This is a genomic window from Psychrobacter sp. GP33 (assembly GCF_014119005.1).
Taxonomy (GTDB): domain Bacteria; phylum Pseudomonadota; class Gammaproteobacteria; order Pseudomonadales; family Moraxellaceae; genus Psychrobacter.
The window spans coordinates 236,431-249,551 of the sequence record NZ_JACGYX010000002.1; the positions used below are offsets into that span (position 1 = coordinate 236,431).

At 40.8% G+C, this 13,121-nt stretch carries 12 protein-coding genes; 5 read left to right on the forward strand and 7 right to left on the reverse strand.

Going from position 1 to position 13,121, the window contains the following annotated elements:
• Positions 1-146: 146 nt before the first annotated feature.
• Positions 147-572: a hypothetical protein gene (locus H2245_RS03475; protein ID WP_182405937.1), complete on the reverse strand. Its 426-nt coding sequence runs from the start codon at positions 570-572 to the stop codon at positions 147-149.
• A 794-nt stretch (positions 573-1,366) separates the two neighbouring features.
• Complete coding sequence (locus tag H2245_RS03480; RefSeq protein ID WP_182405939.1) at positions 1,367-2,689, reverse strand: trans-acting enoyl reductase family protein; 1,323 nt, start codon at positions 2,687-2,689, stop codon at positions 1,367-1,369.
• Positions 2,690-3,047: 358 nt separating this feature from the next.
• On the opposite strand from H2245_RS03480, the gene H2245_RS03485 reads away from it, so the two are divergent.
• Positions 3,048-3,203, forward strand: coding sequence for a DUF1328 domain-containing protein (locus H2245_RS03485; protein WP_025646712.1), 156 nt, complete (start codon positions 3,048-3,050; stop codon positions 3,201-3,203).
• A 141-nt stretch (positions 3,204-3,344) separates the two neighbouring features.
• Here H2245_RS03485 and H2245_RS03490 read toward each other — a convergent pair whose 3' ends face one another.
• Together H2245_RS03490 and H2245_RS03495 are read right to left on the reverse strand one after the other, a co-directional pair.
• Positions 3,345-3,638, reverse strand: coding sequence for a 4a-hydroxytetrahydrobiopterin dehydratase (locus H2245_RS03490; RefSeq protein ID WP_182405941.1), 294 nt, complete (start codon positions 3,636-3,638; stop codon positions 3,345-3,347).
• A 269-nt stretch (positions 3,639-3,907) separates the two neighbouring features.
• Positions 3,908-4,201, reverse strand: coding sequence for a GNAT family N-acetyltransferase (locus tag H2245_RS03495; RefSeq protein ID WP_182405943.1), 294 nt, complete (start codon positions 4,199-4,201; stop codon positions 3,908-3,910).
• Positions 4,202-4,399: 198 nt separating this feature from the next.
• Between H2245_RS03495 and H2245_RS03500 the strand changes: the two genes are divergently transcribed.
• Together H2245_RS03500 and ettA are read left to right on the forward strand one after the other, a co-directional pair.
• Complete coding sequence (locus tag H2245_RS03500; RefSeq protein WP_182405944.1) at positions 4,400-4,579, forward strand: hypothetical protein; 180 nt, start codon at positions 4,400-4,402, stop codon at positions 4,577-4,579.
• A gap of 80 nt (positions 4,580-4,659) precedes the next feature.
• The gene (ettA, locus tag H2245_RS03505; protein WP_182405946.1) at positions 4,660-6,321 is read left to right on the forward strand and encodes an energy-dependent translational throttle protein EttA; all 1,662 of its coding nucleotides are present in this window, start codon (positions 4,660-4,662) and stop codon (positions 6,319-6,321) included.
• Between the two features lie 153 nt (positions 6,322-6,474).
• Here ettA and plsB read toward each other — a convergent pair whose 3' ends face one another.
• On the reverse strand, positions 6,475-9,234 hold the full coding sequence (gene plsB / locus H2245_RS03510) for a glycerol-3-phosphate 1-O-acyltransferase PlsB (RefSeq protein WP_404944653.1): 2,760 nt from the start codon (positions 9,232-9,234) through the stop codon (positions 6,475-6,477).
• 251 nt (positions 9,235-9,485) lie between these two features.
• Here plsB and ybaK point away from each other — a divergent pair, with 251 nt between their 5' ends.
• Both ybaK and H2245_RS03520 read left to right on the forward strand, forming a co-directional pair.
• Positions 9,486-9,956, forward strand: coding sequence for a Cys-tRNA(Pro) deacylase (gene ybaK / locus H2245_RS03515; protein WP_182405951.1), 471 nt, complete (start codon positions 9,486-9,488; stop codon positions 9,954-9,956).
• Positions 9,957-10,077: 121 nt separating this feature from the next.
• Positions 10,078-10,452, forward strand: coding sequence for a 5-carboxymethyl-2-hydroxymuconate Delta-isomerase (locus tag H2245_RS03520; protein ID WP_182405953.1), 375 nt, complete (start codon positions 10,078-10,080; stop codon positions 10,450-10,452).
• 57 nt (positions 10,453-10,509) lie between these two features.
• On the opposite strand, the gene H2245_RS03525 is transcribed toward H2245_RS03520, so the two are convergent.
• Both H2245_RS03525 and H2245_RS03530 read right to left on the reverse strand, forming a co-directional pair.
• Complete coding sequence (locus H2245_RS03525) at positions 10,510-10,998, reverse strand: hypothetical protein (protein WP_182405955.1); 489 nt, start codon at positions 10,996-10,998, stop codon at positions 10,510-10,512.
• A gap of 189 nt (positions 10,999-11,187) precedes the next feature.
• Positions 11,188-13,008: an acyl-CoA dehydrogenase C-terminal domain-containing protein gene (locus tag H2245_RS03530; RefSeq protein WP_182405957.1), complete on the reverse strand. Its 1,821-nt coding sequence runs from the start codon at positions 13,006-13,008 to the stop codon at positions 11,188-11,190.
• Positions 13,009-13,121 lie beyond the last annotated feature (113 nt).

Consider the following 13,121-nt stretch of genomic DNA (forward strand, 5'->3'; position numbering starts at 1 on the left):
ACTTTGTGTTATGAGTAATAATAAAAAGGCAGCCGTTAGGCTGCCTTTTTTGTTAAATCAAATATGTCGACTTTATTTTTGATAACTATTCTTAATAATCGTATTTAAAACAATCATCGCTTTAGTACGGTTATTTAAGTGCTTACTTATAGGTCTTCTTCTGAAACTTCTGGCTCATCTAGTACAGGATCTTCAGATATTATTTCAGTTGTTTGTAACTCTTGGTCTTGTAAAGCTTCTGCTGGCGCTTTTATTTCAGTAGTCATTGGCTCTTGACCGTTTGGCGCTTTTATCTCAGTAGTCATTGGTTGCTGACCAAGATTGTTATTAACGCGTGAACGAGAAAAAGTCTTTGTTTCACTAATTTCTACCGCATTCGATTGGATTGACGCAAGTTTATTATCAGTACTTTCAACGTCATTCTCAAGCGTTTCAGCTTTAGGTGCCTGGTCAGCGGTCACAGTCTTCGCGGTTAGAGGCATAGGTTTTTTGGCAGGTGCAGCCATCGCTAAACTTGGAATAGCAAGGGAAGCGGCAACGAGTAGCGACAAAGATAAAGTACGATTTTTCATTCAATATATTCCTTCATTAAAAGATTTAAAGTGACTATTTAAGTGCAATTAAATTGCTCTAACTTTTATCACTGTTTCTTAAAGTTCGAATTCATTTATAATTTTAACTATATCTATTTAGTATATCTAACAAAATATATATAGTTAAAATAAAATCATGATAACCACTGTTGTGATTGTCATGATTGATAAGGAAAACGTAATGTATAAACCAATTAGGTAAAATCTAATGTGATCAGAACTAGCTGTTAGAAATTTGGAACGTAAGAGTAGCAACTAAAACCTTAATAATTCAGTAGTACATAAATTAATAGTCTAACGGTTTGATGTTTTCATGTGACATTGCGAAACTCTTGTATTGGTGTTGTTATATTAATATTAACCTTTCGCTGCAAATATCGCTTAATTATACTATATAGAATTATATTCATATTCCGATAATTCTTTAAATTTATAAGGCGCTTTGGGTTACTGTTATAGGTAACGCGAGTACAGGTAAGAGTTTATTTTTTTGATATTGTTACTAATATTTTAATTTAATTATTAATAACAAATAATACAAATCGTTAAGAAAAGTTATTTTAATATTTTAAATAGCAATGATTTAGCAATATTAGTCATCAAATATGGATATTGATATCATTTATTAACATTTGCTAGGAATTGTTTATTAACTTCAATCAATAAAAAACCGCATCCTGTTGCCAAGATACGGTGAATAAAATATTGACGCTTCTTTAATTCTTCATATAAATGAAGCTTTAAAAAATCAATAACAAATACGCCAATAGTAATCAGTCAGCTTTATCACTATTTACTACCTCAAAACAAATACCAGCGTTATTTTCCAGCCTTGTTAGTAGTTTATTCCCCATCGCAGATGCTGGTGTCCAAAAGCCACCTTTAACCTCGTCTTTGGTAATATCTTGTGCCAAGCACAGCGCCGATTGCGCCAGCATCTGTGATGTACTGCCATAACCCGGATCTTTATTCCCCGTTACTTTAGTTTTAATAGTCTCATTATTCGCTGTTTTACCAAAAAAACGTAAATCAAAATAACCATTGTCTTGGTCAGACTTAGAGGGTCCATCGCCAGATTTGGTTAATACATGATTAGAGAGAAACTCGCGGCTACGCTTAAAGGTCATAGCAGTGATAAAACCAAATATGCCTGCACTCATGCCGTAGCTTATCAGCTGACCTTTAACTCCATTTTGCATCCACATGGCTTCATCATACTTAAACTCACGACTGTATTGATAGCTTAGTAGCTGGTTGCTACGGTGAACGATGCGTGTATTGATACTTGCCATGATAAAAGGTGCCAACCAGTGACCATACTCGGCATCATATTGAGGCTTATTGATATTGTCTTGGCGTACATTTGGCGCATCACTATCATTATTCAGTAGGTAGGGATTGGCAAGCTGTTGTCGCCGTGATTTATTTTTTCCAGATTCTTCAAAAATAGTTGCCATTGAAGCAAGCGTACCGCCAGACAAACCGCCCTTGGCGGCTTTCACGCGCATATGAATGGTTGAACAAGGGGCATTAAAATTAGTCTCACTCTGCTGTTGAGTAAAGTAAACGCCTAAGTCTGACGGTATCGAATCAAAGCCGCATGAATTGACAATACGCGCGCCACTTTGCTGCGCTTTATCTTGATATTTATCGAGCATATCTTTAATAAAGATCGCCTCTCCCGTTAGATCAACATAGTCTGTACCGTTTTCTACACAGGATTTAATCAGCGACTCACCATATTTAAGGTACGGACCTACCGTCGAGATAATCACTTTAGTTTGTGTGGTCATCTTATCCAGACTGGCCGCATTATCACTATTAGCAATAATAATATCGACGTTTGCAGCTGATGTATCGTGCGCCTTTTCTGCGTCCTGTTCTTGAGTAAGCTGAAAATGCAACTTCTCTAACTTTTCCGCATTGCGACCAGCGATTGCCCATCTAACGTCCCGATGTTCCTGATCTGATAAAAAATGCGCTAAGTAACGCGCGGTAATCTGTCCCACAAAGCTAGTAGCACCATATAAAACAAGCGTGTATGGACGTTTAAGCTGGGCCTTTGAAGAGGTATTAGCATCTGGAGAATAAGGCATGATGGTTTCCTTTGAAGTTGATATGATTTAAGTGGTGAGAATTTTAAATATGATTAATGATTTGCTCTATTCGTACAAAAAATAGGTATCAAAAAATCATAAACCATTTAAAAGCAAATCTATAGGCGCTCAAAGTACCAAATTCGCTACAAATCACGTAAGAACACTACATAGGTTACACAAAATAGCGCGAAAATTACTAAAATGAACGCAGATTATGATTAAAGCTTGCTACTCTAATCATACAAGCAAGGCGCAGTGGTAAAATTGTTGTTAATAAAAAAATCACTCGAAATTTTTAAATAATAAATTGTAAATTATAAAAAGTATTAACATTATTGATCTGAGGAGAATCACTATGTTCCGTTGGGCTATCATCTTTGCTGTCATCGCACTTATCGCAAGTTTACTAGGGTTTGGCGGTGTCGCTGGTCTGTCATCTAACCTAGCCTATATATTCTTAGTTGTTGCGGTTATCTTATTTATTGTGGCGTTTGTTGGCCGCAAAATGTAAATAAGAAGCCACATTAATACTTTTATTTAAATAAATAGAAGTATTAACGCAATTAAAAATCTAGAAGTATAAAAAATGTCCTCAATTGAGGACATTTTTTGGTTTAGCACTTTGCTACTTTAATAAAGTCATTCCTAATAACTATAAACGTTTAGGCTGAATGATATGTTCCATCCGTTTTGCTAATCGAATATCATGGCTGGTAATACCACCTGTATCGCCAGTCGTTAAGCGCACTTCTACTACGTTATACATATTACGCCACTCAGGATGATGATCGAGCGCCTCTGCATAAAAGGCAGCTTGATTCATAAAGCTGATTGCCTCAATAAAGTCGCTAAAATGATAGGTTTTAACAATGCTATCGCCCTCACGCACCCAGCCTGCCAACTCTTCTAATTGCAAATCAACTTGTTGATGAGACAAACTACTCATAGCAATATCCTTTATTATTGTGTGATGACTGTGTGAAAATCGCCTAAAAATTTTGGAAAAAATAACAATAAAAGCGCTGAGTGGCACTAATTATAGTTACGCTATAGGTCAAAAAACCCACCTAGGTTGCACATACTGCCATATATTTGTTGAGAAAAATATGAGCAAGGATATGAAACGGATAGGCGGGTAGTATAAATCAGTTGTAGTAAAAACCGGTCAACAGTTAGGTTATAAATATAGCGCATTTTTCCTTAAGATAGGAGTTTCTATAGCAAATCTTGATACTCAGGATGCTTTTTAATATACGCTGAGACAAACGAACATTGTGGAATCACTTTTTTATCATGTTCATGTGCAAAATCTAGCGCGCGTTTAACCAAAGCTGAGCCAACACCGCGTCCACCAAGCGATTGAGGCACAATAGTATGATCATAAATTAAGGTGTTATCGCGCTCTTGATAGCTAATATATCCGGTTTGACCATTAATAGTAGTTTCAAAACGTTGTGCTTCCGGACGATGGGTAATGGTTGGTTCTGATTGTTCAGATTCGGTACTCATAAGAGAACTCCTTTTTTATCATCATTTTTATTGTAGTTGAGTAGTTATCATGACTGTTTAAATTACTAATCATTCAAGATAAACGGTTATTTAAACAGGGAATAATTATATAAACAGACGGCTGCCTAAGCCTGTGAATCAGTATGCCAATTTATCTCGAATGCTACTAGTGACGGATGGTAAGAGTAGATAGCCAAAATGTTAACGCAGCCTTATTTGCGTGCCATGTTTATACGAGCACTCAACTCCTCTGCAAAAGTGATTCTGCAAAAATGCCTATACGACAGTTTATATACAAAAGGCGCAAAACGAGCGGGAAAGCGCGCTGTCAGCTTGCAGGGGTTGCCTGACAATGCGATAATGGCAGACAATTTGTAACCCTGATTTTAAGGTGCGGCAGCTTAGCAGTCACGCTCAGTTCTGTCTCGACCTTTTTTATGCAGTCTATCGGAGTGTTAATGGCTCAATATATCTACACGATGAACAACGTGTCAAAACTTGTTCCGCCTAAGCGTGAGATTCTAAAAAATATTAATTTATCCTTTTTCCCTGGCGCAAAAATCGGTGTCTTAGGTATCAATGGTTCAGGTAAATCAACCTTGCTCCGCATTATGGCAGGCGTGGATACTGAATTTAGTGGGGAGGCGCGTGCGCAAACCGGTACTAAAGTTGGTTACTTACCACAGGAACCGCAGCTTGATGACAGCAAAGACGTGCGCGGCAACGTTGAAGATGGTATGCGTGAAGCCTTAGATGCGCTCGCTCGTCTCGATGCGATTTATGCCGAATATGCTGAGCCAGATGCTGACTTTGATAAGCTTGCTGAAGAGCAGGGTAAGATGGAAGACATCATCCAAACTTGGGATGCACATAACTTAAACAATCAGCTAGAAAAAGCCGCTGATGCTTTACGTCTGCCACCATGGGATGCTGATGTTAGCAAATTATCCGGTGGTGAAAAACGCCGAGTAGCATTATGCCGTTTGCTATTGTCGCGCCCTGATATGCTATTACTTGACGAACCGACCAACCATTTGGACGCTGAGTCCGTAGCATGGTTAGAGCAGTTCTTGCAGAATTATAGCGGTACAATCGTTGCAATTACCCATGACCGTTATTTCTTAGATAATGTTGCCCAGTGGATTTTGGAGCTGGACCGTGGTCATGGCTATCCGTATGAAGGCAACTATACTGAGTGGCTCGAGCAAAAGAACACCCGCCTAGAGCAGCAGAATAAGCAAGAAGAATCATTTGCTAAAGCGCTGAAAAAAGAGCTGGATTGGATTCGTACCAACAAAAAAGGTCAACAAGCCAAGTCTAAATCTCGTGTCCAGCGTTTTGAAGAATTGAACTCACAAGAATTCCAAAAACGTAATGAGACCTCTGAGATTTATATTCCGCCTGGTCCGCGTTTGGGTAATAAAGTCATTGAAATCAATAATATCTCCAAGTCCTTTGGCGACCGTTTATTGTATGAAAACCTGAGCTTTAACGTTCCAGCTGGTGCTATTGTCGGTATTATTGGTCCCAATGGTGCGGGTAAAACCACATTATTTAACATGATTACCGAACGTGATACGCCAGATACCGGTACCGTTGAATTGGGCGAAAGTGTCAGCGTGGCGTATGTTGGTCAGGTTCGTGATAACTTAGACGACAGCAAAACCGTTTGGGAAGAGATTTCTGACGGTCTTGATATCATTACCGTTGGCGACTATACAACCCCAAGCCGTGCGTATATCGGTCGCTTTAACTTCAAAGGCTCAGACCAACAAAAGCACGTCGGTCAATTGTCTGGTGGTGAGCGTAACCGCTTACAATTAGCCAAAACGCTGAAGCAAGGCGCGAACGTATTGCTCCTTGATGAACCATCAAACGATTTGGATATCGAAACCTTACGTGCATTAGAAGATGCGATTCAAGTCTTCCCAGGTACTGTTATGGTCGTGTCGCATGATCGCTGGTTCCTTGACCGTATTGCTACCCATATCTTGGCATTTGAAGATGAAGGTCCAGTATGGTTTGATGGTAACTATTCTGAGTTTGAAACCTATCGCAAAAAGACGATGGGCGATGATGCCAATCCTAAGCGTATGAAGTATAAAAAGATTACCACCTAATTGAAGCACTATAAGATTAAGTAATTCAGTCTTATAGTGTTAGTCATCTATAAAAATATAAAAAAAGACCGCTAATTGATTAGCGGTCTTTTTTATGGTGCTAGGTGTTACTGTCTTATTAAGCAGACTCATACTAATTAATAACTATTTTAATTAACGTTTACGCCCAAATTTACGCTGTTTCTTATTTTTAATTTCAGTCATGGCGTGTGCAATCGCTTCCTCATCCAAGCTTGCAACTTGTTGCAATATTTGCATCATATCGGGGCTAAGCACATATTTGGCATGATGGGCAATATCGTCAATACGTTTATCAAAGGTTAACATACCTGTTTCTGCATCGGTTTGGATATAATCCAAGCGTATCAGCGCATTAACAAAGCTTAAGAACAGCGCCCGATCAAAGAAATCTGGAATATCGTCGGCGTACAATACCGATAAACGCTGACCGAGCAAATGGCACAAGTCAACCACTTCACCAGCCGTTAGATTGCCGGAGCCTTGCTGGGCAAGGAGCGCTAAAGTCATAAAATAACGCTCAAGGCTTTGTCCAACTGGCGTTGCCAATACTTCAAGCTGCTGATAACAGCGACTATTAGCATCAGGGACACTCAAGATGCCATCGCCAAGATCAACAATCAGCCCATGCGCCTGCATATTGGTTATTTTTTGCTCAAGCGTTTCGGTCAAGTTATGAGAAGGATAGTGTAAAAATAGCTCACTTTGTAAAAAAGGATACATTTGTGAGACGATACCATCTAAACGACTGCGCTCGATACGACCGTTGCGTGCCACGAGTGCCGCTAAGAAAGACAATAAAATAAACACATGCAAAATATTATTACGGAAATAGCTGAGCAGCGCCGCTTGCTTGCCAGCAACTTGGATAATATCACCCAAAATATGCGGCGTGCGCTCAATCAGCTTTAGCTTAATACCATAATTAATAATATCCTGCGGACTCATATCGGTAATCACCGTATCGTCCGCATAAGGGATTTGGCGAGCAATATTCTGATAAAGGGCGATTTGTTCGCGGCAAATTTGCTCATCAAGCGCCGCTTTTGGTGCGGACAACAATACCAAAGATAACAGCGATACTGGATTGACCACCGCCGCCTTATTGATATTTTGCATAATTTTGATGCCGATATTATCGACCATGGCGCTGGCTTTGGCATCCAGTGGGGTGTCGGTGCGGTCATCCGGTAAGCTGTCTGCGGGCACATCAAATTTGGTCATAAAGTCGGTTAAATGCAGCGGCGTACCAAAGCTTAAATGCACATTACCAAAAATCCGCTCAATCTTACGACTGACTTTGAGCAGTCCCATAAGCGACTCAGATTCTTTAGGTTTTCCCTTTAGCTCACCGATATACGTGCCGCCCTCCATGATGCGCTCGTAACCGATATAGGTGGGAATAAACACCACAGGCTTAACAGTCTGGCGCAATTGGCTGTGCACCGTCATTGCCAGCATGCCCATTTTCGGTGGTAGCAAGCGCCCTGAGCGCGAGCGTCCCCCTTCAATAAAGTATTCAATCGGTGTTTTTCGAGTGATAAGGGTATGCAAATATTCACGTAAAACGGCAGTATACAGGGCATTACCACGGAAGCTACGACGAATAAAGAACGCTACTGCGCCGCGTAAAAAGGGTCCCAATACTGGCACATCTAAATTATCACCAGCGGCAATATAAGGAATACTCAAACCACGTTTATAAATCACGTAGGACAATAATAAATAATCGACATGGCTGCGATGACAAGGGACATAAATAATCTCATGATCCATTGCCAGCTCGCGCACGCGCTCAAAATGATGGACATCAACGCCATCATAAAGCTGTGTCCATAACCACGTTAAGAATCGATCGAAGATACGGATAATGGGGTAGGAGTAGTCATTGACCATCTCATTGGCATAGCCTTTTGCGACACTGCGTGCTTCACGTACAGTCTTGCCGGTCGACGTGGCTTCTTTTTCTATCGCATGTTTGATGGCGGGCGAGTAAATCAGCTTGTCTACCAAGTTGCGTCTGTCCGATAAATCAGGACCAAGCATACTGGCGCGCTGCTTATCCAGATACACATTTAATTGATGTTGCAACGTGCGTACCAGTTCTCGATTGGCATCGGCGGATGGCACCAACGTATGACCCAGTATTTCTTTATCGATATTAGTATCGGTACTAATATCATTAATAATACTGTTACTAGCATCAGAGTTAAGCGGATTATCCGTAACTGTTGTGGTCTGAAATAAAGGGTCGTCTGAATCTAAACTCTCATAAATCAGGTGACGCAAATCTTGCGGTGCATGAAACTGCACAAAGGTATCGCGTCCCATCACCCCAATATTAAATAACTGCTTGGTAATGGTGGGGTCTTCCCAGCCATCGGTCATCAGTAGACGGAATAAAGAATCTTCCTTTTCAGGCGCGCGTCCCCATAGAATCGATACGGGTACTAAGCGAATCTTAAGCGCCGGATATTGCAACGTCGCGGCAACCAAACGTGATAAGCGCGGTGACAGCTGATTCTCCTTTGCCTTTGGATGATGCAAAAATATTATCGCGGCATTTTCATCGAGTTGATAAGTAGGGTCAGTTACCCCGACCAATGCAGGTGGCAATTGACACTCTTGCGTTTGCAAATCAATCAAGATACTGTTGGAGCGTGAATAATCTTGCAACACATAAAAAGTCAGCGTGTCATCGTCCGTCGCAATCTCTGGCAGCTCGCCCAATAATTTTGGCTTAACCGCCACATCAAGGACTTGCCCTGATAGCTTACGATACAGCTGATTGATTGGCGCTTTGGTATAGGTTGCCGGTGCAATTTTTTGGCTATCAGCGGCTTGCGTATTATTATTGAGAGCGGTATCAGAAGATAGCGTCGAGGCTTTAGACATCCGCTTTTTTAGAAACGTCGGTATCATAATAAGAAGTCAAATTTTGTGAAATATAATACCCTTATGATGCCATAAAAGTGCATAAAGCGATATATCGCCTCCGTATCTGAGCGGAATATTATAGTTACTTACGTAGCCAAACGTTTCACTGCGCAAATTTTTTGCGTAAGATAATCAAATTACTTGTGCCTAAATTTTATTACCATCGTTGTGAGTTATTATCCATCTCTTTTTCTTCATTGTGAGCCATTATGACGCCTGCTATTAATCTTGCCAAACAACGTAAACTTACCTATCAGCTTCATGAGTATACGCATGACGAAGGTGCGGCTTCGTATGGGTTGGAAGCAGCTGAGAAATTAGCGGTGGCAGGTGAGCAAGTATTTAAAACCTTGGTGGTAGCAACGGAGGCAGGCGCGCTAGCGGTTGCTATTGTCCCGGTGACAACCACGTTAAATTTTAAAAAAATGGCAAAGGCGCTGGGCTGCAAAAAGGTACAGATGGCAGACCCCAAACAAGTCGAGCGTAGTACCGGTTATGTGTTAGGTGGCGTTAGTCCATTAGGGCAAAAAAAGCGCTTATCGACTGTCATTGATAGTTCGGCAGCGCATAACGCGACTATCTATGTGAGCGCGGGTCGTCGTGGGCTTGAGATTGAATTGCCACCCGCGCAGTTGGCAACCACTTTAAATGCCGATTTTGCAGATATTGCAGATAGTTGAAAAGTATCGATTCACAGCAACCTATAGCAATTTATAGTAACTTATAGTGAGAATAAATAATTAAACTGATAATCATGTAATCTTAATAACTCTCATAGCTTCCATTCTAAGGATAAATTTTATGCCACATTTAACCATTCAAGCAACGCCTAACGTTTCTATTCCTCATGCCGAATCACTGCTAAAAACGTTAAACAAAGCGCTTTGGGATACGGGACATTTTAAACAAGCTACTGATATTAAGGCGCGTATATTGCCAGTAAATACTTTTTTGGTAGGTGTTGAGGATGATGAGCAAATGCATGGCTTTATTTATGCGCATTTAAAATTGATGCCAGGACGTGACGCTACTATTCGCGATAGTCTTGCGCAATTATTGGTGCAAACGATAGAAGACAAATTAGCAGACGCGCAATCAGGACGTGCTCAATTGCAAATCTGTGTCGAAGTAGAAGAGCTTAGCTCTATATATCAGAAGAAAATACTCGGTAGTTAATTGATATAAATTGTAACACTTTTTGTATCGACACCTTATCGTCGCTTTATCAGTATTTTATTCACACAGAGACTGACTGGCGTATTTAGGCAAAATGATTATCTCGGTCGTATAGCCTGCTGTTTTACCGTCAGTTGCCATTAAGTTGCGTGCCATACGTAGTCGATATTTACCCGATGCTGGCAAACAACCTCGATAAATAATACCGCCTTTAGTTCCGTCTTGGGTGCCATCCGGCATATATAAGACGCCAACATTTGCGGTCTCAGTAGTACCGGTTAGTGGCGTAATATTAATGATGGCGTATTGACCTTTTGCAGCGCTAAATTGATACCAATGTTCATTTTGTTTGGGGCTTAATTTACCCGTAACCTTGGTACTGATTTGACCTTTAGCGAAACGGATGGGCGTGTCTATTGTTGATTTAATGGTTGGATGAGCTTTTAATGCAGGCGTGTTGTTAGTAGCCGCTTGTACACCAGTTATAGCAGTTAGGCTAATAATAGCGATAACGGGGAAGAAAGAAGTAGCATATAATAGTGACATGATAACTCCCTATTATTTAAAATAATAATAACGTTAAGTGTAGTTAAAATTTATTAGCTGTTCAGTAGTCAATTTATTGTTATAAGACTAATTATTTACCAAGCTTATTTGTTACCGAAAAATTAGTCATAAAAAAAGCGCTCATTTTAACTGAGCGCTTTTTTATGACTTATTAAAACTAATTTATTTTTAATCTAAAAACGCAAAGCTCTCAATTTTCATCGAGGTCATGCTTTCGCTCGGCGCGACCATACTTTCGGCGTGACCTGAGGTACGTGGCAACACTTTATCGAAGTAAAATTCTGCGGTTTGAATTTTGGCTTGATAAAACTCTGGAGATTCTGTACCGCCATTCTCTAACTTGTCATACGCCACCGCTGCCATACGCGCCCAGTGATAGCCCATCATCGCATAGCCTGAATACATCAAAAAGTCATCAGACGCTGAGGAGATAATCTCGCGGTCTTTGCGCGCCATTAGCATTAAACGCACGGTTAAGGTGTTCCATTCGGCGCATATTTTGGTCAATGCCCACACGAATTTGCGCATGTCTTTATCGAGTGCGTACTCACCACACCATCTCATGATGGTCGAAGTATAGTCACGGATAATCTTCCCTCTTGACTGTAAGATAACTTTACGACCGAGTAAATCTAACGCCTGAATACCAGTCGTACCTTCGTACAAGGTAGCAATACGTGCATCACGGGCGATCAACTCCATGCCCCATTCTTTAATATAGCCGTGTCCGCCATAGATTTGCTGACCATGCTTTGCTGCCTCAATACCAAGTTCTGTCAAGAAGCCTTTAAGAATAGGGGTATAGAAACCAAGCTTATCATCCCATTTTTCAAACTCAGCCTCATCGTTATTTACAATGCCTTGGGTCATCTTATCGGCATAACGCGCAGCATGATAAATCATCGAGCGACCACCTTCGGCAAAGGCTTTTTGAATCAGCAGCATACGGCGCACATCGGCATGATGAATAATAGCATCGGCTACTTTATCAGGATCTTTCACTCCTGATAAGGCACGCATCGAGCGTCGATCTTTGGCATAAGGAAGGGCGTTTTGGAAGGACAGTTCGGTATGCGCCAGCCCTTCGATACCGGTACCGATACGAGCGGTATTCATAAAGGTAAACATCGCCTTTAGACCTTTATTTGGCTCACCAATCAAATAAGCTGTGGCATTATCAAAGTTCAATACGCACGTTGCTGAAGAGTGGATACCCATTTTATGTTCAATAGAACCACAAGCTACACCATTACGTTCGCCAATTTCACCTTCAGCATTTGGTAAAAATTTAGGCACAATAAATAATGAAATGCCACGTGTGCCTTCTGGTGCATCCGGTAGGCGTGCCAACACGATGTGTATAATATTTTCAGTTAAATCATGTTCGCCACTTGAGATAAAAATCTTCGTTCCAGACAGTTTATAACTACCGTCACCTTGCGGAATGGCTTTGGTCTTGACTTGACCCAAATCTGTACCGCACTGTGGCTCGGTCAAACACATAGTGCCTGCCCATGCGCCTTCTACCAATTTATGCAAATAGGTCTCTTTTTGCTCATCCGTGCCGTATTGCATCAAGGTATTGATACAACCGGTTGATAATCCTGGATACATCGCCCACGGCCAGTTTGCCGTACCGATGATTTCCGCTTTAATCAGGTTGATTGACATGGGCAAATTCATGCCACCGTACTCCTCAGGATAAGAAATACCATGCCAGCCGCCTTCCACAAACTGCTTGTACGCTTCTTTATAACCTTTTGGAGTAGTTACTACACCATTTTCAAAATGACAGCCTTCTTCGTCGCCGGTTTGATAAATAGGCAACAACACATCTTGAGCAAAATCTGCCATGCCTTGCAAAATCATATCGATGGTTTCAGGGTCGGCATTAGCACCATTGTCCAAGTCTTTATAATGCTTTTGAAAGTCAAATACGTCGTTAATTAAAAACTTAATGTCACGTAGTGGAGCTTTGTAAGTTAACATAATGATTCTCTTTAATTGGTGGCAGTGGTCAATAGGTGCTAAGCGAATCCACATAAGTGTATTTATTTTAATGGATTCAGTTAAATGCCTAAGACGGTTAGCTAAAAGTAATA